Consider the following 22,103-nt stretch of genomic DNA (forward strand, 5'->3'; position numbering starts at 1 on the left):
TAGTTTTGCGGTCTTGTGGGGGGGCAAATGTGCTAAAATATTTGTTCGGAGGCGATTTTATTGCATATAATGATAAAAAACAAATTATTACTTATGAAAAATATTTTCACCAAACAATTTAGGCACTTTTTTCTTATTTTATTTGCAGTCCTGCTAATCCTACAGCTGCTTGGCAGCGGAACTTTTATTATTACCAAAACAAAGCAGCTGTTATTCACCGTATTTATTACGAGCTGCCTTACATCAATATTCTCCTATTCCAGAATTTATTTTTACAATTATTTATTAGCTCTGCTGCCGCTTTTATCACTGCTATTTTGTAAAACCGCAGCCGGCGAAGTTATAACTTCCGTCAATATAGCTTATTATTCTATATTTTCACTTTCATTTACCAATATCATTTTTTTTCTGTATTATTACAGTACCGCATATAAAACTCTACGACTTCTTTCTCCAGTAGTACTGTTACTCCAAATCTGTACGTTTCTTCTTTCAACAGCAGTTTGGGGTTATTATACTTCCAGCCAAAGTTTCCCCACTGCCACAACAATTCTTGCACTATTACAAACCAATGTTTCTGAAAGTTACGAATATCTGCAAACAAACTTTACTGGGCAGACTTTATTATTATTTCTTTTTCTTGTTCTTGTTTATCTGGTGTTTTCTCTGCTTTTACACTTGCGTCTTAAAAGCTGCCGCATAAATAATATGCCTCCAGTAGCGATTGCTGTATTTGTGCTTCTTAACCTGCTGACAGTATATAAAAGTTCTATAACCCCTGATAATTTTTTTACCAATACATTACGGGAGACAAGAAATGCTTTGGCTCAATATGATAATTTTTCTGCCCAAAAAAACGCCCGTCAAAAAATACTTGGGTCTTTAAAATCCCTTCCCAAAAACGCTGCAGGTGTCTACGTTCTGGTTATAGGCGAATCGCAAAATAAAGGCCACATGTCTGCTTACGGTTATCACCGGCCTACGACACCATGGCTTCAATCAATCAAAAACCAGCATGGCTTTCTGCTTTTTGATAACGCCTATTCCTGTCACAGTCATACTGTTCCCGTTCTGACTTATGCTCTAACAGCTAAAAATCAGTATAATACTCTGCCTCTGGAACAGGCAGCATTTATTATAGAAATTGCTCAGGCAGCAGACTTTCATACTGTATGGATAAGCAATCAGGTAAAATACGGCGCTTGGGATACTCCGGTTTCCGTAATTGCTGATCAGTCACAAACACAATACTGGTTAAACGGACATCTGGGAGAAACTACTCAAACTACTCATTTCGACTTGAGTCTGGTAGATGTTTTAAAAAAACTGCCGGTATTCGACAAAGCCCTGATAGTTGTGCATCTGATGGGTAATCATGGTTCTTACGAAGAACGTTATCCGCATGCGTTTAATCGCTGGACGGGAAAATCTCATATTGATAAGTATGATAACAGTATTCTTTACAACGATTTTGTCATGAAGCAGCTTTTTAGTGCGGTAAAAGATCTGCCAAACTTTCAGGGGCTGATTTATTTTTCAGATCATGCCGATGATGTTGATGCAGGTCTTGGTCACGACGCTTCCAGATTTACTTTCGATATGGCACGCATTCCATTGTATATGTATTTCTCTGATAACTATATTCAAAAATACCCGCATACTATGGCTATTTTAAAGAAGCATACGTCAGCCTATTTTACTAATGACCTTATTTTTGATACGCTTATCAATATCATGCAGATTCCTTTTCCTGTTTTGGAAGAAACAAACTCGCTGGCAGATAAAAATTATAAAAACACAAGCACAAATTTAAAAACTTTATATGGCAAAAAAAGTCTTAGTGAAGATCCATTTGCTGATTAAGGTCAACACAGAAAAAACGCCCACAAATCGCTTGTGAGCGTTTTTCCTTTATGATACAGTCCATTCTATTCGTTTTTGATTTCGCCAGCCTTACAAGCCGTTTAAAACGATGCTTTTTTTGTCTGTTTTATCACTTTTGCTGCAATACTTCCTGTTCTTCTTTGGAAAGTACATACTGGGATTTTCCAGCTATAACCGGTTTGGCATAACAGCGATTTTCTTCTCTGCCATAAATGCTTGAAAGCACCACACCATTATTTTCTTCATCAACCAGAGCTACAGAATAACTTAAATCACTTCCTGTATTATCAAAAGCATTATATCTTAACACGCGTAAATTCTGCACACAACTTTTTAACCGCATCCGCAGATCATCACGGCTCTTTTCCAAAGCTGTTATTTTGGCTTCCGCACTGCGCACATCTTCCAGCGTCTGAGTAAGTACTTCGTCCAAATCCATAGTTGTGCCTTTAGTAAAATAATCATACTTCCACTGTAATTTTCTCAGCTTACTATTCATATTTACCAGCATCACCAGCAAAAATACTATCAAGACCAGTAGTACCGCTATTATAAACAGTAGATTATTGCCCAAAATTTGATTGATCTGTTCCATTGTTCTTCCTTCTCCCTTTATAAAAGACCTGAAACTGCAACGATGATCCCGGCCCAAAGCACTGCCGGCAACAGATTAGAAATACGAATCTGCACCACTTTCAGCATATTGACACCGATCGCCATAATCAGCATACCGCCCGTAGCAGTTACTTCATTTAAAATACTGGTAGTTAAGACCGGTTCCAGTACCCCGGCCAGCAAAGTCAAAGTACCCTGATATAACAGTACGCTTACTGCTGACAAAGCGACGCCGATACCAAGATTGGCCGTCAGTATAATCGCAATGATACCATCCAAAGTCGATTTAGCGAATAAGATCGTTGTATCACCTTTTAATCCATCCTGCAAACTGCCGATAATCGCCATTGCGCCTACACAATAAATCAGGCTGGCAGCAACAAAACCTTCTCCAATAGCTTTGGCCGCTCCGGCATCATGTCCGCCAATCAGCTTACTGCCGATCCAATCTCCAAATCTTTGCAGCTTCGTATCGATATCGATACCTTCGCCAACGATAGCACCTAAAACAATACTGAAAATGACAACCATGATATTTTCACTTTTAAAAGCCATCTGTACACCTATAACAATGATACACAGTGCCACACCCTGCATGATGCTTTCCTGCCATTTTTCCGGCAGTCCGCGGCGCAGCAATAATCCTGCGCCCGCTCCGGCTAAAATCGCTCCGGAGTTAACCAGCGTTCCCAAACCGACCATAATTCCCCTCCCGGTAAGCGCTGCTCGTGCCAGATCCTTTGCACTTACTTCATTCTTTCACAAATGCAGCAACACTTTATTTTAAACAGACAGCCAGGGCTTCTTCCTTTTTAATGTCTGCTGCGCCGGTCTGTTCAGCAAATCATATATCCGCTCCAGATCCTCAGGTGAATAATATTCTATTTCTATTTTGCCTTTTTTTTCATCCTTGGGCACAACTTTGACCTTTGTTCCTAATAATTCTACCAACCTGTTTTGAAAATCGCTGGTAAAAACATCTCCTGCCGCGGCTGCCTTTCCTTTTTTATTGTTTTCTTTTTCCTCAGCAACAATTACCGCTTCTTCAGTAACTTTGAATCTGCGCCCAGTTTTCAGCTCTTTGACAACGTCTTCCACTGTCCGTGAACTCCAGCCTTTTTCAATAATGGCCGCAGCAACTTCAAGCTGCTGCTTTTCATTATCCAAAGAAAGCAGCGGTTTTACCTGCCCCATCGTCAATGTTTCACGTGAAACATATTCTCTGATCTGCTGCGGTAAATTTAACAGCCGCAGCAGATTAGCAACAGCAGTACGGCTGCGGCCAACTTTTTTCGCAGCATCTTCCTGTGTCAGCTTGCATTCGGTCATTAGCCGTTTGATGCCTTCTGCTTCTTCCAGCGGATTAAGATCATGACGCTGAATATTTTCTACCAAAGCAATTTCCATCATCGTTGCATCATCATAATCACGAATAATAACCGGAACAGTTTTCAGCTTGGCTTCCTTGGAAGCACGCCAGCGACGCTCTCCGGCAACGATCTCATATTTACGTCCGTGTTTACGTACTACCAACGGCTGAATTACTCCATGCAGCTTGATAGATTCAACTAATTCTGCCAGTTTCACTGCATCAAAAACCTGCCGCGGCTGATGTGGATTAGGAACAATATCTTTCAGAAGCAGCTCCTTCTTTTCTTCGTCACTACGTACCGGTTCTACCGCTGTATTGACCGGATCGGCTGCATCACCAAAAATTGCACCCAGACCTTTGCCTAAACCTTTTTTATTCATCACCGATTACCTCCCGTGCCAGCTCCTGGTAAACCATCGCACCCTTGGATTTTGGGTCGTATACAATGACCGGCTGTCCATGGCTGGGAGCTTCACTCAAGCGTACGTTGCGCGGGATAATAGTATTGTACATTTTCGTTTCAAAATATTTTTTTACTTCATCGACAACGTCGGCCGATAAATTGGTCCGCGCGTCATACATCGTCATCACTACGCCCTCCAGCTTTAAAGCCGGATTAAGATTTCTCTGCACTAATTTTATCGTATTCATCAGCTGACTGACACCCTCCAGGGCGTAAAATTCGCACTGAATAGGGATCAGCACCGAACTGGCAGCCGTCAGTGCGTTGATAGTCAGCAGTCCTAAAGACGGAGGGCAGTCGATCAGCACATAATCATAGTCGTGCTTAACACGTTCCAATGAGCTTTTCAGGCGGCCTTCTCTGTTCATCAGACTTACCAGTTCGATCTCGGCTCCTGCCAGCTGGATCGTCGCCGGCAGTACGTCCAAATTATCATAGGAACTATGGATGATCAATTCTTTCATCGGCACATCATCGATCAACGTATCATAAATGCACTTTTTGATATCGCGCTTATCAAACCCCAACCCGCTGGTAGAATTACCCTGCGGATCAGAATCTATCAATAATACTTTGCGTCCCTTCTGTGCCAGACACGCCGCCAAATTGACAGTAGTCGTAGTTTTACCGACGCCGCCTTTCTGATTGGCAATAGCGATAACCTTAACCAAAATCTTCACCTCACCCTTAATATCTTCAAAATAAATTATTTGAATTTCATCTGTTTCCCATTTTATCACAAATTAAGTGTTTCACCTATAGCAAAAACTAAAATTCACTTACTTTCTTTCAAATCATCGTCTTTTACACAGCTTCTTCCAGGCAATGTTTCACGTGAAACATTGCTGCAACATTCTTTGCAGCCAAAACTTCCTCCAGCTTTGCTTCTATTACCATTGCTTTGAGTTTTTATCAACATAACCCACAGTTTTATCCACATATTTAATGAAATTTGCTTTTACTAAAACTTCATCAAAATCTGTTTTTTATTTTACAGGCTTTTTTCCATTAAAATATGCGGGCAAAATTCATCCAAATATGCCTCACCAATTTCCCGGTAGCCTAAAGTCTGGTAAAAGCCGCTGGCACGACATTGAGCGGACAAACTGATCCGCTTACCGCCAACTCTGCGAGCTTCCTGTTCCAGTGCCAGCATGATCTGTGCCCCTAAATTTCTGCCACGGAACTTCGGCAAAACAGCCACCCTCCCAATAATAAACTCCCCCGACCGCTCTCCCGGAAGTAACCTTCCTGTCGCCACAGCACGCCCTTCCATAAATAGTACTGCATGCGGAACCATTTCGTCATATTCATCAAATTCATTTTTAAAACCTTGTTCTTCCATAAAAACTTTTTCTCTGATAGTTTTTGCTTCTGTACACAAAAAATTATAAATTTTTACCATTTGTCTGCTCCCTTCAAAAAAAGTGTTCAAATCTACACCTTTCAAAAACAAGGCGTGACTTAGAACACCCAATCATTTTCTTCATCCGCTGATAAAGAATTTACATCCTGTATTTATAATTGCCGTAATATAACCTGAGTATACTGCTATTTCAGACCTGCATTCTGTCGCTGCTGTAATAATTGTTCTTGATAAACAGCTATTTTAGCCTGCAGATTTTCACTGTACTGTTGCCATTTATGTACTTCTTCAGCTACATAAACCTGATGTTTCAGCAAAAGCTCCAACCGCTCGGCAATAGTACCGTCCCCATTATAACGCAGCTGTGCATATCTCTTTATATCACGCAGCAGCATCCCTGTCGCTTTTAATTTACACAAAAACTGTACCCATTCCCTATCTTCGGCCAGATAATTGCGACAGCCATTTTGACCACGTTTAACAAACAACAGGCCCTTTTTTTCATAATATCTCAAAGTATAAGCACTGATCCCAGTTAATTCCGCAAATGCACCGATTTTCATTTTTTATCCTTAATCCTTGACTTAGAGTATAGTCTAAAATTTATACTTTCATTGTAATCATTTTGGAGGTGAATGTAAATGTCTGATAATTATTTTAAAACAGGTTTAGAAAATTTAAAGAAAATCGATGGGACTGCAGGCAGTAACGTCATCGAAAATCTCAGTGATATTGCTCCTGATTTGGCCCGCTATATCATTGAATTTGCTTTTGGCCAGATTTACGAACGTCCCGGGCTCAGTCTGCAGGAACGAGAACTGCTGACGCTGTCCAGCCTTTTGACTGCAGGCGGCTGCGAAGCCCAGCTGCAGGTACATATCAACGCAGCATTACATGTTGGCATAAAAGAAGACAAAATTATCGAAGCATTTCTGCACTGCATACCTTATACGGGTTTCCCTAAAGTCCTCAATGCTGTTGCCGTAGCCGGACAGATATTCTCTGGCAAATAAATTTGCAGTAATCGACTGTACTGCTTATACTTAAAGTATCATTAATATTTTAAGGAGCAATTATATGCAATTACAGATTCTACCACAAACCTTTGCTGTGTGCCAGATTCAGGATACTTCTCAAATAAACTGGCAGATGCCGCTGTTTTTTTTTAGTAAAACTGCTGAAGAATTGTCCCTGGTCTGCCCTGAAACCGACCTTCCTGCAGCAGTTCTGCAATGTGAACGAGGCTGGCGGGCTTTAAAGATCTGCGGCGTACTTGATTTTGCTTTAGTCGGTATCCTCGCTAAAATTTCCAGTCTGCTGGCAAATGCCGGTATCAGTATTTTTGCCGTTTCAACCTATAATACTGACTATATCCTTATCAAAGAATCCCATCTGCAGAAGGCTGCTGCTGCATTAAGAACCAACGGCTATCAGATAACAGCATAAAAGCAAAAAGCGATGTTTCAAATGAAACATCGCTTTTTATTATATGTACAGCTTATCATTACAACTATAGATCTCATAACACAGCTTACTTTTTAAGCCTACGATCGTTCTTCAAAAAACGTTCTAAATACACCATATCTTTAAGCTGTATGCCATTTTCAAAAATCGGCTGAGGATAATTATCTGTAAAAAAATTTTTTATCACATGGCTTCTTGTAAAACCACAGGCTTGATAAAAATTCAGCGTTTCAAAAACATCACCTGTTCCGACCAGCATTCTTGTTCCCAAGCGACTATACAAGCGGCACATTTCTGTCATTAAAAAACGTCCATAACCACGACGTTGTTCTTGCGGCCATACCGCCAGGTTTTTGACTTCAAACACATCCTCTTTTTCCTGGGTCACGACCACTGTCGCCTTCAGATCTCCCTTATATAAAGCAAACAGATCTCCTCTCTTCAGATAACGATCCAGCATTTTCTCGTCTTCGTCCCCCAGCAGTAATAATTGTAAAAAATCTTTTTTTGCTTCCAGTTCCAGCATTATTACAGTTCCGTTCGATGCTGTCTTCAGCCATTTATCACGATCCAGCGTATAAAGAAAATGCGGCATTTCCTGGCCTCGGTAAATTTTCACAAAATTACACATTGCCTTCATACCAAGTCCTTCTGCAATGTGCTGCGAAGTAAAATTATTCGTCCTGACCTGCGCCGTAAGCGTTTGCAGCTGCAGTTTACGAAAAGCATATTGACACAAAGCCGCAGTTCCTTCTCCTGCATAGCCTTGTCCCCAATATTTTTTGTTCAGAATATATCCTATTCCAATATATTGCTTACCTTCTGCCACTTCTTTCAGTATCCCCATCACCCCAATAAGATTGCCATCATTTTTTTTACGAACTGCCCAGTAGCTGTAACCATCACTGCTATAACGGCGAAGATTTTCATTCAGCCAGGCCTGTGATTCTATTTTAGTAAAGCCATGTTCCCAGGCATACATGATCTCAGGATCACCAAGCAATATTTCCAGCTCTGGCAAATCAGCCTGGGTCAATTGAAAAAATTCCAGCCGTTCAGTTATTAAAAACGGCAGTATACATTTATCTCTCACCTGCCAACCACTCCATTTCTATTATTTCCCATTGTTCTCCTAAAAATTCGACAAGGACGTAATTTAAACATTTTCCACCTTCATCTTTCAGTTTTTGTGTTCGCACTTATTATTTATTCGGCTTGCGTTTAAGATATAATAACTTTTTCAGATCGGCAAATAGGCGTTCATCCTGCAGTTCTATCATCAGCCATTTACCATCATGATACGTAGTTGCAGCATCATACGCCTGTACTATTGAATCAGAAAAATTTGCTCTGTCTTGTTCAAATTTTTCCCTTTCAGCTTTTCCCAAAATAACCATAAACCCTAAACAGCTTTCACGTAAATATAATCCACATAAAGTTCTGCCGCCGCGACGGTATTTATATTCATAACGCCAGCAACTGCCGCCTTTATTCCAGATGTGTTCCATATCATAATCGGCTTCAATCTGCCAACAAAGTTTCTTATAAATTTCAAATGTCGTCATCCCTAATAAAGCGCTTAACTCTTTCTGCGTCAATGCCTTTTCCAGCATAAATTCTCTCCTATAAACAGCAGCCTTTATTTTAATTCTTTGGCCATAGTTATTGTTCTGGCAGCAAAACCATAATGTTCATAAAACCGCTCCGCTTCAGTATTTCCACAAACAACTTTCAGTTCCAGCAGCTTCAAAGGCAGACGCTCAAGTCGTTCAAGCATCCATTGCATCAGCATCTTTCCCGCCCCCTGCCCACGCAGCTCCTGCCTGATATAAAGATAGTCAATACTGCCGCAGACATCAGTATGCGAAAAAACACAGAAACCTTTCCACCCATGATCAACAGCCAGAACTGCTGCGACAGTTTTGCCTGCGCTGATTCCCCGCTGCAGAGTCCTGATCTTTTCATCTGCACAAACCAGCGGATACAGCCCCCGGAAATTTAAAGCTGTCTGATTATGGTAATCTGCCAGCTCCAATAGTAAAGGTTTCAACGCACCAACTGTTTCCACCGTCAGCATTTCTATTTTTAACATCATCTATCCACCTTCCAGCTTTATCTCACACAGGCACGCACAAATTTTTCCGGCACATTCATTCTTACAGCAGCAGCTTCTATCGTCATGCCGCTGTCAAGAAACCTTCTGCAGACAGACTTCATATTTTCACCAACTTCCAAGATATGAAAATCCGGGTCATAAAAACGAATTACTCTTTGCCCCCAGCTATATTGCTGTACTGGATGTACATAAAAAATCCCTTTTATTGCTGCCAGCTTTTTTAAAAAATCATCGAATTTATCTTCTTCAAAATAAAGTTCAGCAGCATTGCCGCCAAAACTGATACTTTGAAGATCCTTACTGATAAATTCACACCAGCTTTCTTGAGTCTGTAACGCTACTCCGCCTGTTAAAGTAACATTCGCACCCAGATCCATAGTAACTCTCAGTCCTAAAACTTCTTTATAAAATTTGACTGACCTTTCCATATTTTTTACAACCAGAAGTGCTGCCTGAAATTTCATTATGATCTACCTGCCTTCTTTATATTTTTAACCATCTTTCGCAGATATATACCTGAGATGCAAAACAGGAAACGGGTTACCTTGTCCATCCAACTCAGACCGCGAATATTTTTTAAAACCTTGTTTCTGATAAAAACAATAGGCCTGCGGATTTTGTTCATTAACGTCGACTTCCGTCACTCCAAGCCCGCTGACAGCATAACGCAGCAGCTTCGAACCAAATCCCTGCCCACGTTCACTGCTTGCGACAAATAACATTTCCAGTTTTATTCCGTCAATGCCCATAAAACCCTTATAACAGCTATCTTCAGCCTTAATAGCCCATAATTCAGGAATAGATTCCAAATTCTGGTATACCAACGGACGCAGCGCTTTAATATCGCTCTCCCTCAAAAAATCATGTGTATGACGCACCGAATCTTCCCAAATAATCATTAATATTTCCAGCAAATTTCGTTCTCGTCTTACAATTTTTATTATTTCCATCTTTCTTTCCTTCACTATTTCCAAATATGAGTAAAAAGAGGATGTTTCACGTGAAACATCCTCTTCATAATGCTTCTGCACTTATAAACATTTAACTGCGGCGCACCATCTCAGAGGTTATTTCCTTCAATGTAAACGCACCGCACATCGCCATAGTATCTTTCAGTTCAGCAGCCAGTTTTTCGATATATACTTTGACACCCTCTTTCCCTCCGCCAAAAACAGCAGTAACAAAAGGACGGGCAATAACAACAGCATCAGCTCCCAAGGCCAGCGCTTTAAAAATATCAACACCACTGCGAACGCCGCCGTCAACAATAATACGCATCTTCCCGCCTACTGCCGCCGCTATCTCCGGCAATACTTCTGCCGTTGCGGCACACTGATCCAGGACACGTCCGCCGTGGTTAGAAACAATGATCGCATGCGCTCCCGCCTGCTGCGCTTTTAACGCTGCTTTCGCCGTCATAATACCTTTTACAATAAATGGTACACCTGCCTGCTGCGCAATTTCTGCCAGTTCAGAAACGGATTTGCTGCCGGCCGGCGGCATCATATTCTGTAAAAACGGTAATCCAGCAGCATCAATATCCATGGCTACGGCAAAAGCGCCAGACTCCTTTACCAGGGCCAGCTTTTCTTTAATCGTTTCCAGATTCCAAGGTTTGACAGTAGGTATACCCTGCCCGTCAACAGCTTTGATAGCCCGCGTCGCCGCTGCCATAACACTGCTGTCCAAGCCGTCGCCTGTAAAAGCGGCAATACCATTTTCCGCACAGGCTGAAACCAGGACTTCATTATAAGTAACGTCACTATAAGCTTTACTGTAATGCATTGCTATTGCTCCTACAGGACCGGCAAAAAAAGGATAGCTGAAGTGCTTGCCAAACAGCTCCAAACCTGTATCTATCTGTTTTTTCTCACAAATAGTATCCATATTGACACGGATCTCCTGCCATTTCTGATAATTGCGGATAGCAGTATCTCCTATACCTTTCGCCCCTGGTCCTGGCATCGTATTTCTGCAGGCTACACCATTGCATATGGGACAAGCCTTACATTTAGTACCGATTTTTGTCCGCGCCGTTTCTAAAACCTCATTATAATCCATGGAATTGACCCTCCCTTATTCTCCTGTCACCTTGTTTCTATTTTACTACATTAGCTGGATTTGTACAGAACTATTCTTAAAAATACATAAAGAAAAGCAGTGATCTTTAAAGACCACTGCTTCAGTAGGCTTAAAACAAACGCGGCTCTTTTGGTTTTTTAGTATTACGGATTCTTAAAGTCACCAGCACGTCACCGCCGTCAACATCCTGCTCCATTGATACGGGAATACCAACATCTTTTATCGTAGAAACTATTTGCTTAATACTGTTCAGATAGATACGCACATCATTAACGATCACCAGACGCTTTTTCTTCGGAGTAACTTCGCCTTCATCTGTATCCAAATATTTTTTTACATATTCTTCTGTCTGACGCACACTGAAATTATTCTTTACAATCGTTTCTACAATCTGCAGCTGCTCTGCCTCTGTCGGCAGCTTAAGCAAAACTCTGGCATGCCTTTCTGTTAAGGCATTTTTGCGCAGAGACTCGCGTACAGGCTGCGGCAAACGCAATAAACGCAGCTTATTGGCAATAGTCGATTGTTTTTTACCAACCCGAGCCGCCATAGAATCCTGCGTCAGATGGAATTCGTTCATCAGCATTTCGTAGCCTTCGGCTTCTTCCAAATAATGCAGATCCTCCCGCTGCAGATTTTCGATCAAAGCTATCTCCGCAATCTGCTGTTGAGTATAATCACTGATAATAACAGGAATTTCACTCAAAGCTGCCATTTTGGAAGCACGCAGACGTCTCTCGCCGGCGATAAGCAGATAATTACCGCTGCCATCTTCCATGGGTGCTACCAAAAGCGGCTGTAAAACACCATATTGGGCAATAGATGCCGCCAGATCCTGTAAACCATCTTCATCAAATGTTTTACGCGGCTGGTAAGGATTCGGTATAACTTTAGCTAAAGGCACCCGTACTACCTCGATTGCTTTACTGCTATGCTTGGTACCCATTTCCGCACGTCCTGCTTCTAAAACAGAAAATCCATCATCAACTGTCATAAACTTAACCTCCACTATTTATTCCAGGGGTTGTTTGTCCGGCAAACCAGCTTTACGCGGATATGCCTTGGGAGTAGTTTTTATTTTGGCTATTTTCACAATAGCACGACCATCATTCAACCCAGGAAGCTTTACGGCGTCGGCACTTACCAGGCGCCCACCCAAAATTTGCAGCGCTTTATCAGCAGCAGCTATCTCTTCCTGATATTTGCTGCCTTTTAGTGCAATAAAGCTGCCGTCTGTTTTTACTAACGGCAGGCAATATTCTGCCAAAACACTCAGTCTGGCAACTGCTCTTGCCGTCACCAGATCATACTTTTCACGATGCCTGGGATCTCTGCCGGCATCCTCGGCCCGTAAATGCACACAGCGAATACCTTTTAGTCCTAATTCAATAATAACCGTTTCCAAAAATTTCAGCCGTTTAGCCAGGGAATCAATCAAAGTTACTTTTAAAGAAGGGCAGTATATTTTCAGGGGGATACCAGGAAATCCTGCCCCTGTACCAACATCAGCTAAAGTTTTTTCACCAAACAGCTTCTCATCAAATGCCAGCAGAGAATCAATCATATGTTTAACGGCTACTTCTTCAGGCTCGGTTATCGCCGTCAGATTCATCACTTTATTCGTCTCCACAAGCAGTTCATAATAAGCACTGAATTGTTCCAGCTGCTGTGCTGTAAAGCTCAGTCCCGCTTCTTTCCCTTTCAACTGCATTATTTCAGCAAACGTCATGATTCATATTCCTTCCTGCGCATTACTTCCAACGCTATCATCAACACGCTGACGTCAGCCGGAGAAACGCCGGAAATGCGTGAAGCCTGACCGATTGAAGCAGGCTTCACTTTCGCCAGCTTCTCTGCTGCTTCGGAAGACAGCTCTTTGATACTCAAATAATCGATATCAGCCGGTATTTTTTTATTTTCCAGCTTCAATGCTTTTTCCACTTCCTGTTTTTGCTTATTGATGTAACCTTCATACTTGGCAAAAATCTCTACCTGCTCGGCAACTACTTCCGGCAGCTCCGGCACTTCAAAAGCCTGCTGTAATTTTTCATAAGTCATTTCACTGCGGCGCAGCAGATCCAGCAGTGACATCCCCGAACGAATCGGCGCTGTTCCCAGCTCTGCCAATTTGGCAAGCACTTCCGCATTAGGAGGTAAATGTGTACTGCTCAAATTCTGCAATGTCCGTTCAAGCAAACTGCGTTTTGCAGTAAAAGCTTCGTAACGAACATCGTTTACCAGACCAACCGCTCTGCCTTTTTCCGTTAACCGAAGGTCAGCATTATCCTGACGCAGCAGCAGCCGGTATTCAGCACGCGAAGTCATCATGCGGTAAGGCTCATTCGTTCCTTTTGTAACCAGATCATCAATCAAAACACCTAAATAGCCTTCGCTGCGGCTTAAAATAAGCGGCTCTTTACTCCTTATTTTCTGCATGGCATTAACGCCGGCAAGAAGCCCCTGCGCGGCGGCTTCTTCATACCCACTGGTACCGTTCGCCTGACCGGCAGAAAAAAGTCCGCTAATAGCTTTATGTTCTAACGTCCGCTGCAATTGCAGCGGATCAAGACAATCATAATCAATAGCATAACCGGCGCGCATCATCCGGCAATTTTCCAAACCGGGTATAGTCTGCATAAACTGCAGCTGAACATGTGCTGGCAAAGACGATGACATTCCCTGCACATACATTTCATTTGTACGTAACCCTTCCGGTTCCACAAATAACTGATGCCGTTCCTTATCGGCAAAACGTACGATTTTAGCTTCAATAGAAGGACAATAGCGTGGACCGACGCCTTCGATCATACCATTGAACATACCTGACAAATGCAGATTATCACGAATTATCTTATGAGTATCAGCATTGGTATAAGTCAGCCAGCAGGGAATCTGCTTTCTCTCCGTAATCGTACTCATAAAAGAAAAATTACGTACCTGTTCATCGCCATATTGAGCTTCCATTCTGCTGTAATCCAGGCTGCGGGCATCGATTCTCGCCGGCGTACCCGTTTTAAAACGCATCAGCTCTACTCCATGCTCTAATAAAGAAGACGACAGTTTATTGGCTGAGCGCAATCCGTTAGGTCCTGATTCATAATTTACCTGACCATAAACAATACGCCCGCGCAGATAAGTGCCGGTAGCTAAAATGACGCACTTCGCTTCAAAAACTTCGCCCGTTTCAGCCTCTACACCAACTACAGCTCCATTTTCAACTAATAATCTGTCGATCATCAATTGTTTAACATCCAGATTTTCCTGGTTTTCCACAACCTGCTTCATCAAAGTATGATAAAAAGGCTTATCAGCCTGAGCTCTTAACGCATGGACAGCATAACCTTTACCTGTATTTAAAAGCCGCATCTGAATACAGGCTTCATCAGCAGTTAGACCCATCTGACCGCCTAAAGCATCAATCTCACGCACTAAATGACCCTTAGCCGGTCCGCCGACAGAAGGGTTACAGGGCATCAAAGCAATATTATCCAAAGACAAAGTAGCAAGAAGAGTCCTGCCGCCAAGGCGTGCAGCCGCCAGGGCCGCTTCTACTCCGGCATGACCTGCACCGATAACGACGACATCATAATTATCAGTAATATACATTTTGTCACCTACAACCTAAACTCTTATTTCCCAACACAGAATTTTGAAAAAATCTCATTGATGATTTCATCCTGAAGAGTATCACCTGTAATCAAACCCATAGCATCGATCGCTTTATGCAGATCAATGACCAGACAATCATATGGCAGCATCGATGCCGCTGCTCTGATTGCTTCTTCCACACTTAACAAAGCTTCACGCAGCAGATTCTCGTGACGTGTATTTTGTACATAAGCACCACCAGATATAGCATGCTCTGAACCATAAACATAACTTTGCAGCCAGGCAGTAAACTGTTCCAGCCCACCGCCGGTTTTTGCAGATAAAAGCAGTACTCTATCTTTACCAAAGCGTTTCTGTAAAGCTGTTAAATCATTTACCTGCGGTCGATCACCTTTATTTACTATTATAACACAGGGCTTACCTGCAACTGCATTTAAAATTTCTTCATCTTCTTCATTTAAAGGCTGAGATCCATCCAAAACTACTACAGCCAATTCTGCTTTGTCAAGACGTTCCTTACTCCTGGCAACCCCTATCTTCTCAACATAATCTTCTGTCTGCCTGATGCCGGCAGTATCAACTAATACCAATGGCACACTGCCAAGCAATAACTGTTCTTCAATTACATCGCGCGTAGTTCCGGCATATTCTGAAACAATAGCCCTTTCCTCACTGAGCAGAGCATTTAAAAGACTTGATTTGCCTACGTTAGGACGACCGACAATTACTGTCTGCAGACCTTCGCGTAATATTTTACCGGTATGAGCATGTTTAAGCAGATATTCCAGTTCCTGTTTTACCTTTTCCATACCTTCACTGACAGTATTAAAAGTTATTTCCTCAATATCTTCTTCCGGATAATCAATAACTGCTTCCAGATTTACTACAATATCTAATAAATTACGGCGCAGACCTTTGATTTTTTTAGACAGTTGGCCATCCTGTTGACGTACTGCCATTTTTAAAGAAGCTTCACTGCGTGATTTAATAATATCCATAACTGCTTCCGCCTGGATCAGATCTATACGTCCGTTTAAAAAAGCTCTCTTTGTAAACTCGCCCGGTTCAGCCGGACGAGCGCCCATTTTATAGGTTAGACCCAGGATAGTTTTTAACGATTGTAAACTGCCATGACTTTGTATTTCCACTACATCTTCTGCAGTATAGGAATGTGGTCCCTGCATATAAACAGCAAGCACCTCGTCTATTTTACTATTTTCTTCATCAACTACATGACCATAAACAAGCAGATGCGGTGTATGTTCGGTCAATTTTTTACCCGAAGCTGATCGAAACAGCTTATCACCTATCGCAGCAGCCTCAGTACCACTGATGCGTATTATTCCTACCGCACCTTCACCTAAAGCCGTAATAACGGCGCTGATTGTTTCGTTAGTTTCAGAAACTGTATGTTTCTTTGCCATAATTACTCTCCAATAGAGAAACCCAGTAAAATAAATTACTGGGTCTCAGACACAAATTATTTTTTTAATTCGATTACTACCTTACGATAAGGTTCTTCACCTTCGCTTAAAGTGGTAATGCGGCGATCATTCTGCAACGCCATATGAATAATCTTTCTTTCATGAGGGTTCATCGGTTCAAGAACTACTCTTTCACCGTTACGTTTAACTTTATCAGCAAGACGTACAGCCAAACGGCTCAATGTTTCTATTCTCCGCTCACGGTAATCTTCAACATCGATAATAATACGAATTCTTTCACTGGAATTTTTATTAGCCACGAGATTAGTCAGATATTGCAGAGCATCCAAAGTCTGTCCGTGTTTGCCGATCAGTATCCCCATATCTGGACCATGTAATTTTAAAGTAACAGTACTATCAGCTTTATTAACGAATTTTTCCATAACCACTTCAATTTTCATGGAATGGAATATTTTCTGTAAAAATTCCTTACCGGCCTGGACTGCTTCTTCATCAACTACAAATTCTTTTTTTACTGCTGCTTCTGTATCTGTGTCTACAGCAGTATTTTTATATTCTTCTTTACCGGCCTGAACGTCAGCTTTAATATTATCTAAAGCTTCTTCAACAACATCGCCGATTTTAGCAGCAGCATCTTTTAAAGTAACACGAATTTTAGCTTTTTTAGAAAATAAACCAAATAAACCGTTTTTCGCTTCTTCAATAACTTCGATATTTACTTTATCCCGAGTAGTTTTTAACTCATTCAAAGCCTGTTCTAAAGCTTCATCAACATTTTTTCCTGTTTTTTCTAGGAAACCCATCTTTTTCGCCTCCTGTAGCAATTATTTTACAGTAGCCTTATTCATCAGTGCCTGCTGACCGATCTGCATCAGGTTCATAACAACCCAGTAAAGCACCAGACCAGCTGGGAAGCTAAAACTGATATAGCCAATAAAAAGTGGCATAAAATACAGCATCATCTTATTTTGTGCTGAAGAAGTATCCGGCATAGTCTGTTTTGACTGCACAAAAGTAGTCAAAGCTGATAAAACCGGCAGTATATACATCGGATCCGGATTAGAGATACTTTGAATCCATAAAAAATTAGCCGGTCCAACATAATGAAAATCACGAATACCATAGAAAATACCGATCATAATCGGCATTTGTACTAATAACGGCAGACAGCCAGCTAAAGGATTGACATTTTCCTGTTTATAAAGGTTTGCCAGTTCCATATTCAAACGTTGTTTATCGTTCTTGTATTTTTCCTGGATAGCTTTCATTTTAGGCTGCATAGCCATCATTGCTTTTGTTGATTCGATTTGTTTTTTTGTTAAAGGATACAACAGTATTTTAACAATAATCGTCATAATGATAATTGCCAGGCCATAATTAGGTAAACCTACAGTAGCAGTCATATTATAAAGTACCGTAATAACCTGCTGAACAATATTACTGAGAAAGTCCAAGATATCACTCCTTAGAGGTTAGTGTATATATTTACTACTTTAATTTGCATTATCAAGTTGTTAACTAACAGGGTCATAACCGCCCGGATGAAAAGGATGACATTTTGCTATCCTTTTAACTGCCAGCCAGCCGCCCTTTAAAGCGCCTTTTTTTCGGATAGCTTCAATGGCGTACTGAGAGCATGTAGGATAAAACCTGCATGTAGGCGGAAATAACGGTGAAATAAATAACTGATAAAAACGGATACAAACAATCATCAATGTTTTCACAGAAATTCACCTTACTTCAATAAAACGGCTCTTTTAGCTAAACGCATAAATACTCGATCATAAGTTTTTAAATCTGCAGCAGCCAGTTTTTTACGAGCTACCCAAATAAGCTGTATATTCGTCAACAATTCCGATTTATGATGACGAAATACTTCTCTCATCATTCTTTTGACACGATTACGTACTACGGCGTTACCAATTTTTTTACCGACAGCAAAACCAATCTTAGGACCTTCTGCGTCTAAAGGTAAAACATAAAGTACAGATAAACTGTCAACGACAGAACGTCCGGTAGTATACACCAATTGAAAACCGGCTTTAGACTTGATTCGATTTTTTTTAGGAAAAGTGAACTTTTTTCTTGGTTCCAAATTCTTGCACCTGCCCGCATGGAAAAAATAGGCCACTCTCGCGGCCTATTTTTATGATATTATGCAGACAATTTCTTTCTGCCTCTAGCACGTCTTCTTTTGAGAACTTGACGACCGCCCAAAGTTTTCATTCTTTCTCTAAAACCATGGGTTCTTTTTCTTCTAAGGTTGTTAGGTTGAAAAGTACGTTTCATGAAATCTTACCTCCTTACCACTCACTAGTTTTATCAAATTCTATATTGATTTGAATTGATAGCTACAGAAATTATATTAGAAACGACTTAAAGTGTCAAGAATAAAGCAGTTAGTTAAAGAAATTTTTATTATTTTCTATCCTTCAAAATTTTCTTCTCAATTAAAAATTGCTAATAACTCTTAATTTTGATAGAATATAGTGATAGTAATAATAGTCTTACTATGTCATTTTTTATATTTTACAGCGACAGAAAACCGACTGTAGGATTTTTTATAAGCCTTGCTATTATTTTTTGTCTCAAATCATTATTTCAACGCCTTACAAGCCGTTTATGAGTAGCCACAGGAAGGATGTATTTTATGAGCTCGTACGATTTAGCAGAGGTTTGGGTAAAATTCCTGGAAAAATTCCATGAATCTACCAGTGAAAATGTTTATAATGCCTGGATCAAACCTTTGATTCCCTTAGAAATAACAGATACCTACTTAAAAGTAGGCGCCAAAAATAATTTTACAAAAAAATGGCTTGAAGAAACGTATACTACAGTCATTGAAGGTATGCTTGCCAGTATTACCGGCACAAACCTGCAGTTTAAAATTGAAAACCTTGATTTGAAAACTGAAGAACTCCCTATAAATTCAGCAGAAACTACTCCAGTACAAACTGAAAACAGGTCTCTGCTTCCTGAGGCAGTTCTGCCGCCTGTAAAAAACAGTTTTACCCAGCAAGATCTTTTTGAAGATGATATCCAAAGCAACCTTAACCCAAAATATATCTTTGAAACTTTCGTTATCGGCAATTCCAACAGGTTTGCTTATGCAGCAGCTCAAGCTGTAGCTTCAAATCCTGCTAAAGCCTATAATCCACTTTTTATTTATGGCGGTGTCGGTCTAGGTAAAACACACTTGATGCATGCGATTGGCAATCAGATAAAAATGAATGATTCCAAAATGAAAATTTTATACATCTCAAGTGAAAAATTTACCAATGAAATAATTAATTCTATTCAAAATAAAAATACAGATGCTTTCAGAAAAAAATATCGTAATATCGATTGCTTAATTATCGACGATATTCAATTTTTAAAAAATAAAGAAATGACACAGGAAGAATTCTTTCATACTTTCAACACCTTATACGAAGCTAACAAACAGATTATCATATCCAGCGACCGTCTTCCGCGTGAAATCGAAACGCTGGAAGACCGATTGCGTTCACGTTTTGAATCAGGACTTCTCGCAGATATTCAATCTCCAGATCTGGAAACAAGGATCGCTATTTTGAGAAAAAAAGCAGAATCAGAAAACATATCTATTCCTCATGATGTTATTTCTCTTGTTGCATCCAGCATTGACACTAATATACGTGAAATAGAAGGCGCTTATACAAAAATAGTAGCCTATGCTTCATTGATGGGAAGTCCAATAACTATAGATCTGGCAAAAAAAATACTTGACGCTATGGGAACCAGCACTAAAAACAAACAAATTACTTTTGACGATATCATTCAGGTTACATCTGATTATTTCAAAATCAAAAAAGAAGAATTTTTTACAAAAAAACGTACTCAGAATATTGCTTACCCAAGACAGATAGCAATGTATCTGTGCCGTGAAATGGCTGATTTTTCTTATCCCCGAATTGGTGAGTTTTTTGGAGGACGCGATCACACTACTGTTATCCATGCATATGAAAAAATCGTAAAAAAGATCAAAGAAGATCCTAATTGTGAAAAAACTATTACTTACCTTGTAGATAAATTAAAACAATAACTTTCAAAATTCTACTATTATATAATACTTATCTACAGTTTCTGTGGATAAGTTGCGTTATTTCTGTGGATAAACAGTTAATAAAAAGCATCACACAAAAAACTGTTGATAATGTTAATAAATTTTCCCAATTATCCACACTTATATCAACAAGTTTCATAAAAGCTTTTATCAGTGTTTTTAGGCTGTTTCCACATATTCACACTCCCTACTACGACGTCTACTAAGATTTTAAATTAATATAGCAATAATAAAAAAGATGGAGGTCTGTATAACATGATTTTTACCTGTAAAACAACTAACCTTAACAAATCAATCCAAACAGTTCAAAGAGCTATTTCTTCCAAACCTAGTACTCCTATCTTTTCCGGAATCCATTTAATTGCAGATAATAACATTTTAGAGATCCAGGCAATGGATCTGAATATGGCTATAGCTTGCAGTATAGAAGCGGAAATACAGGAAAAAGGAGAAATAGTTGTTTCAGCAAAGCATTTTTCAGAATTAATGCGTAAGCTTCCTGGCGAAAATGTTACCATCGTAAAAAATAAAGAAGAAAAAACTATCAATGTTCAATCCGATAAATCTGATTTTCAGCTCTTACTGATGAATGAAGATGATTATCCAAAATTTCCAGAATTTAATGCTGATAAACAAATAGTTTTAGAAGATGAAAAAATCAAGGAACTTATTAAAAAAACTATTTTTGCCTGCTCTACAGACGAAGCAAGACCTTTGTTCACAGGTATTTTAGTGGAACTCCAGGATGGTAAGATAACCTTTGTAGGTACTAATACTCACCGTTTATCAATCAAAACTATGGAACAGGAAAGCAGCGAAGCTATGTCAATGATTATTCCTTCCAGAGTTTTAAGTGAAATTGCTCGTAATTTAACAAGTGAGTTACCTCAGGAAGTAAAACTTTCTTTATTAAATAATCAAATCATGGTACAGATCGATAAAGTGGTAATTGTTTCCCGCTTAATCGAAGGAAAATTCCCTGATTATCGTAGAGTTATTCCTCCTGCTTTTAACATTAAAACTCTATTCAATGTTAAAGAACTGGCCGGAGCTGTAGAACGCGTTGCTTTATTTTCCAGTGATGGTGATTACAGTATTATCAAAGTAAGTGTCGGAAATAATGAAATCGTTGTAAGCTCCAGCAGTCCAGACGTTGGTAAGGGACGTGAAGTAATCGAATGTCAAACTCAGGGCGAAACGATCAATGTAGCTTTTAATTCTAAATATATCATTGATATTTTAAAAAATCTTACTGATGAACAGGCTACGATGGAGTTAAATACTTCTCTGAGTCCTGTTTGCATTAAACCGATTGCTGAAAGTAATTATATTTATATTGTTACTCCTGTCAGAGTCGTATTTTAAGCGAGAAGGTAAAAAATGGAAAAAATAACTGTCGGTATCACTACTGAATTTATTACGATCTCTAATCTTTTGAAATATGCAGGAGTTTTAGAGACCGGAGGACAGGCGCATGAGGCTATTGAAGCGGGAGTAGTTACGTTGAATGGTATTATAGTTACGGAAAAACGCAAGAAAGTTTTTCCGCAAGATACTGTTGTTTTAGATCAGCAAGTAGAAATAAAAGTTATAACGGAATAAT

At 40.1% G+C, this 22,103-nt stretch carries 27 protein-coding genes and 1 pseudogene; 6 read left to right on the forward strand and 22 right to left on the reverse strand.

The features are described 5' to 3' along the window. Positions 1 to 69 precede the first annotated feature (69 nt). Entirely contained in the window at positions 70 to 1,863 is a 1,794-nt protein-coding gene (locus tag C8D73_RS05840) for a phosphoethanolamine transferase (RefSeq protein ID WP_146739222.1), read from the forward strand. A 130-nt stretch (positions 1,864 to 1,993) separates the two neighbouring features. Here C8D73_RS05840 and C8D73_RS05845 read toward each other — a convergent pair whose 3' ends face one another. From C8D73_RS05845 to C8D73_RS05870, 6 genes are all read right to left on the reverse strand, one after another. Continuing rightward, on the reverse strand, positions 1,994 to 2,479 hold the full coding sequence (locus C8D73_RS05845; protein ID WP_113077609.1) for a DUF4446 family protein: 486 nt from the start codon (positions 2,477 to 2,479) through the stop codon (positions 1,994 to 1,996). Positions 2,480 to 2,496: 17 nt separating this feature from the next. After that, positions 2,497 to 3,201, reverse strand: a complete 705-nt coding sequence (locus C8D73_RS05850) for a DUF554 domain-containing protein (protein WP_113077610.1) — start codon at positions 3,199 to 3,201, stop codon at positions 2,497 to 2,499. An 81-nt stretch (positions 3,202 to 3,282) separates the two neighbouring features. Further along, positions 3,283 to 4,251, reverse strand: coding sequence for a ParB/RepB/Spo0J family partition protein (locus C8D73_RS05855; protein ID WP_249033583.1), 969 nt, complete (start codon positions 4,249 to 4,251; stop codon positions 3,283 to 3,285). Beyond that, positions 4,244 to 5,005 (reverse strand): ParA family protein, encoded by a 762-nt coding sequence (locus tag C8D73_RS05860; protein WP_044492090.1) that lies wholly within the window; start codon positions 5,003 to 5,005, stop codon positions 4,244 to 4,246. Before C8D73_RS05860 ends, C8D73_RS05855 begins: the two co-directional genes overlap by 8 nt. Positions 5,006 to 5,325: 320 nt before the next feature. Next, positions 5,326 to 5,739: a GNAT family N-acetyltransferase gene (locus C8D73_RS05865; RefSeq protein WP_113077612.1), complete on the reverse strand. Its 414-nt coding sequence runs from the start codon at positions 5,737 to 5,739 to the stop codon at positions 5,326 to 5,328. Positions 5,740 to 5,885: 146 nt separating this feature from the next. Further along, positions 5,886 to 6,263: a MerR family transcriptional regulator gene (locus C8D73_RS05870; protein WP_021718804.1), complete on the reverse strand. Its 378-nt coding sequence runs from the start codon at positions 6,261 to 6,263 to the stop codon at positions 5,886 to 5,888. A 78-nt stretch (positions 6,264 to 6,341) separates the two neighbouring features. On the opposite strand from C8D73_RS05870, the gene C8D73_RS05875 reads away from it, so the two are divergent. Together C8D73_RS05875 and C8D73_RS05880 are read left to right on the forward strand one after the other, a co-directional pair. Continuing rightward, a complete protein-coding gene (locus tag C8D73_RS05875) occupies positions 6,342 to 6,713 on the forward strand; it encodes a carboxymuconolactone decarboxylase family protein (protein ID WP_113077613.1) in 372 nt (123 codons plus the stop codon). Positions 6,714 to 6,777: 64 nt separating this feature from the next. Continuing rightward, a complete protein-coding gene (locus tag C8D73_RS05880) occupies positions 6,778 to 7,146 on the forward strand; it encodes an ACT domain-containing protein (protein WP_046430423.1) in 369 nt (122 codons plus the stop codon). An 85-nt stretch (positions 7,147 to 7,231) separates the two neighbouring features. Here C8D73_RS05880 and C8D73_RS11470 read toward each other — a convergent pair whose 3' ends face one another. The 16 genes and pseudogenes from C8D73_RS11470 to rpmH all read right to left on the reverse strand — a co-directional run bounded on the left by C8D73_RS11470 (position 7,232) and on the right by rpmH (position 18,705). Next, entirely contained in the window at positions 7,232 to 7,690 is a 459-nt protein-coding gene (locus C8D73_RS11470) for a GNAT family N-acetyltransferase (RefSeq protein WP_044492092.1), read from the reverse strand. A 120-nt stretch (positions 7,691 to 7,810) separates the two neighbouring features. After that, a pseudogene (locus C8D73_RS11475) lies at positions 7,811 to 8,257 on the reverse strand (GNAT family N-acetyltransferase); the annotation flags it as partial. A gap of 109 nt (positions 8,258 to 8,366) precedes the next feature. After that, positions 8,367 to 8,777 (reverse strand): DUF3788 domain-containing protein, encoded by a 411-nt coding sequence (locus C8D73_RS05890; RefSeq protein ID WP_113077615.1) that lies wholly within the window; start codon positions 8,775 to 8,777, stop codon positions 8,367 to 8,369. Positions 8,778 to 8,803: 26 nt separating this feature from the next. Further along, positions 8,804 to 9,259, reverse strand: a complete 456-nt coding sequence (locus tag C8D73_RS05895; protein WP_113077616.1) for a GNAT family N-acetyltransferase — start codon at positions 9,257 to 9,259, stop codon at positions 8,804 to 8,806. Positions 9,260 to 9,276: 17 nt separating this feature from the next. After that, a complete protein-coding gene (locus tag C8D73_RS05900; RefSeq protein ID WP_113077617.1) occupies positions 9,277 to 9,744 on the reverse strand; it encodes a VOC family protein in 468 nt (155 codons plus the stop codon). Positions 9,745 to 9,771: 27 nt separating this feature from the next. Continuing rightward, a complete protein-coding gene (locus tag C8D73_RS05905; RefSeq protein ID WP_371418739.1) occupies positions 9,772 to 10,221 on the reverse strand; it encodes a GNAT family N-acetyltransferase in 450 nt (149 codons plus the stop codon). 100 nt (positions 10,222 to 10,321) lie between these two features. Then, entirely contained in the window at positions 10,322 to 11,341 is a 1,020-nt protein-coding gene (locus C8D73_RS05910; protein ID WP_113077619.1) for an alpha-hydroxy-acid oxidizing protein, read from the reverse strand. 130 nt (positions 11,342 to 11,471) lie between these two features. Continuing rightward, positions 11,472 to 12,356, reverse strand: coding sequence for a ParB/RepB/Spo0J family partition protein (locus C8D73_RS05915; protein ID WP_021718813.1), 885 nt, complete (start codon positions 12,354 to 12,356; stop codon positions 11,472 to 11,474). Positions 12,357 to 12,374: 18 nt separating this feature from the next. Further along, positions 12,375 to 13,091, reverse strand: a complete 717-nt coding sequence (gene rsmG, locus C8D73_RS05920; RefSeq protein WP_021718814.1) for a 16S rRNA (guanine(527)-N(7))-methyltransferase RsmG — start codon at positions 13,089 to 13,091, stop codon at positions 12,375 to 12,377. Continuing rightward, positions 13,088 to 14,968 (reverse strand): tRNA uridine-5-carboxymethylaminomethyl(34) synthesis enzyme MnmG, encoded by a 1,881-nt coding sequence (gene mnmG, locus C8D73_RS05925; RefSeq protein ID WP_113077620.1) that lies wholly within the window; start codon positions 14,966 to 14,968, stop codon positions 13,088 to 13,090. The genes rsmG and mnmG overlap by 4 nt, the downstream gene beginning before the upstream one ends. Before the next feature lie 23 nt (positions 14,969 to 14,991). Next, on the reverse strand, positions 14,992 to 16,395 hold the full coding sequence (gene mnmE / locus C8D73_RS05930) for a tRNA uridine-5-carboxymethylaminomethyl(34) synthesis GTPase MnmE (protein WP_113077621.1): 1,404 nt from the start codon (positions 16,393 to 16,395) through the stop codon (positions 14,992 to 14,994). A gap of 56 nt (positions 16,396 to 16,451) precedes the next feature. Beyond that, entirely contained in the window at positions 16,452 to 17,219 is a 768-nt protein-coding gene (gene jag / locus C8D73_RS05935; protein WP_113077622.1) for an RNA-binding cell elongation regulator Jag/EloR, read from the reverse strand. 21 nt (positions 17,220 to 17,240) lie between these two features. Continuing rightward, positions 17,241 to 17,870 (reverse strand): YidC/Oxa1 family membrane protein insertase, encoded by a 630-nt coding sequence (locus tag C8D73_RS05940; RefSeq protein ID WP_021718818.1) that lies wholly within the window; start codon positions 17,868 to 17,870, stop codon positions 17,241 to 17,243. 60 nt (positions 17,871 to 17,930) lie between these two features. Continuing rightward, positions 17,931 to 18,140 carry a membrane protein insertion efficiency factor YidD gene (gene yidD, locus C8D73_RS05945; RefSeq protein WP_113077623.1) on the reverse strand — a complete coding sequence of 70 codons (210 nt, stop codon included), beginning with the start codon at positions 18,138 to 18,140 and terminating at the stop codon, positions 17,931 to 17,933. An 11-nt stretch (positions 18,141 to 18,151) separates the two neighbouring features. Beyond that, on the reverse strand, positions 18,152 to 18,511 hold the full coding sequence (rnpA, locus tag C8D73_RS05950) for a ribonuclease P protein component (protein WP_113077624.1): 360 nt from the start codon (positions 18,509 to 18,511) through the stop codon (positions 18,152 to 18,154). A gap of 59 nt (positions 18,512 to 18,570) precedes the next feature. After that, positions 18,571 to 18,705: a 50S ribosomal protein L34 gene (rpmH, locus tag C8D73_RS05955; RefSeq protein ID WP_021718820.1), complete on the reverse strand. Its 135-nt coding sequence runs from the start codon at positions 18,703 to 18,705 to the stop codon at positions 18,571 to 18,573. Positions 18,706 to 19,066: 361 nt separating this feature from the next. On the opposite strand from rpmH, the gene dnaA reads away from it, so the two are divergent. The 3 genes from dnaA to C8D73_RS05970 all read left to right on the forward strand — a co-directional run bounded on the left by dnaA (position 19,067) and on the right by C8D73_RS05970 (position 22,102). Further along, complete coding sequence (gene dnaA / locus C8D73_RS05960) at positions 19,067 to 20,479, forward strand: chromosomal replication initiator protein DnaA (RefSeq protein WP_021718821.1); 1,413 nt, start codon at positions 19,067 to 19,069, stop codon at positions 20,477 to 20,479. A 276-nt stretch (positions 20,480 to 20,755) separates the two neighbouring features. Then, positions 20,756 to 21,865 carry a DNA polymerase III subunit beta gene (gene dnaN / locus C8D73_RS05965; RefSeq protein WP_113077625.1) on the forward strand — a complete coding sequence of 370 codons (1,110 nt, stop codon included), beginning with the start codon at positions 20,756 to 20,758 and terminating at the stop codon, positions 21,863 to 21,865. Between the two features lie 15 nt (positions 21,866 to 21,880). Further along, on the forward strand, positions 21,881 to 22,102 hold the full coding sequence (locus tag C8D73_RS05970) for an RNA-binding S4 domain-containing protein (RefSeq protein WP_113077626.1): 222 nt from the start codon (positions 21,881 to 21,883) through the stop codon (positions 22,100 to 22,102). Position 22,103 lies beyond the last annotated feature (1 nt).

The organism is Phascolarctobacterium faecium DSM 14760 (assembly GCF_003269275.1).
Taxonomy (GTDB): Bacteria; Bacillota; Negativicutes; order Acidaminococcales; family Acidaminococcaceae; genus Phascolarctobacterium; species Phascolarctobacterium faecium.

Bases quoted from the DNA above. Each gene is read 5' to 3' on its own strand.
- C8D73_RS05840 (WP_146739222.1), top strand. From the start codon at position 70: ATGATAAAAAACAAATTATTACTTATGAAAAATATTTTCACCAAACAA.
- C8D73_RS05845 (WP_113077609.1), bottom strand. From the start codon at position 2,479: ATGGAACAGATCAATCAAATTTTGGGCAATAATCTACTGTTTATAATA.
- C8D73_RS05850 (WP_113077610.1), bottom strand. From the start codon at position 3,201: ATGGTCGGTTTGGGAACGCTGGTTAACTCCGGAGCGATTTTAGCCGGA.
- C8D73_RS05855 (WP_249033583.1), bottom strand. From the start codon at position 4,251: ATGAATAAAAAAGGTTTAGGCAAAGGTCTGGGTGCAATTTTTGGTGAT.
- C8D73_RS05865 (WP_113077612.1), bottom strand. From the start codon at position 5,739: ATGGTAAAAATTTATAATTTTTTGTGTACAGAAGCAAAAACTATCAGA.
- C8D73_RS05870 (WP_021718804.1), bottom strand. From the start codon at position 6,263: ATGAAAATCGGTGCATTTGCGGAATTAACTGGGATCAGTGCTTATACT.
- C8D73_RS05875 (WP_113077613.1), top strand. From the start codon at position 6,342: ATGTCTGATAATTATTTTAAAACAGGTTTAGAAAATTTAAAGAAAATC.
- C8D73_RS05880 (WP_046430423.1), top strand. From the start codon at position 6,778: ATGCAATTACAGATTCTACCACAAACCTTTGCTGTGTGCCAGATTCAG.
- C8D73_RS11470 (WP_044492092.1), bottom strand. From the start codon at position 7,690: ATGCTGGAACTGGAAGCAAAAAAAGATTTTTTACAATTATTACTGCTG.
- C8D73_RS05890 (WP_113077615.1), bottom strand. From the start codon at position 8,777: ATGCTGGAAAAGGCATTGACGCAGAAAGAGTTAAGCGCTTTATTAGGG.
- C8D73_RS05895 (WP_113077616.1), bottom strand. From the start codon at position 9,259: ATGATGTTAAAAATAGAAATGCTGACGGTGGAAACAGTTGGTGCGTTG.
- C8D73_RS05900 (WP_113077617.1), bottom strand. From the start codon at position 9,744: ATGAAATTTCAGGCAGCACTTCTGGTTGTAAAAAATATGGAAAGGTCA.
- C8D73_RS05910 (WP_113077619.1), bottom strand. From the start codon at position 11,341: ATGGATTATAATGAGGTTTTAGAAACGGCGCGGACAAAAATCGGTACT.
- C8D73_RS05915 (WP_021718813.1), bottom strand. From the start codon at position 12,356: ATGACAGTTGATGATGGATTTTCTGTTTTAGAAGCAGGACGTGCGGAA.
- rsmG (WP_021718814.1), bottom strand. From the start codon at position 13,091: ATGACGTTTGCTGAAATAATGCAGTTGAAAGGGAAAGAAGCGGGACTG.
- mnmG (WP_113077620.1), bottom strand. From the start codon at position 14,968: ATGTATATTACTGATAATTATGATGTCGTCGTTATCGGTGCAGGTCAT.
- mnmE (WP_113077621.1), bottom strand. From the start codon at position 16,395: ATGGCAAAGAAACATACAGTTTCTGAAACTAACGAAACAATCAGCGCC.
- jag (WP_113077622.1), bottom strand. From the start codon at position 17,219: ATGGGTTTCCTAGAAAAAACAGGAAAAAATGTTGATGAAGCTTTAGAA.
- rpmH (WP_021718820.1), bottom strand. From the start codon at position 18,705: ATGAAACGTACTTTTCAACCTAACAACCTTAGAAGAAAAAGAACCCAT.
- dnaA (WP_021718821.1), top strand. From the start codon at position 19,067: ATGAGCTCGTACGATTTAGCAGAGGTTTGGGTAAAATTCCTGGAAAAA.
- dnaN (WP_113077625.1), top strand. From the start codon at position 20,756: ATGATTTTTACCTGTAAAACAACTAACCTTAACAAATCAATCCAAACA.
- C8D73_RS05970 (WP_113077626.1), top strand. From the start codon at position 21,881: ATGGAAAAAATAACTGTCGGTATCACTACTGAATTTATTACGATCTCT.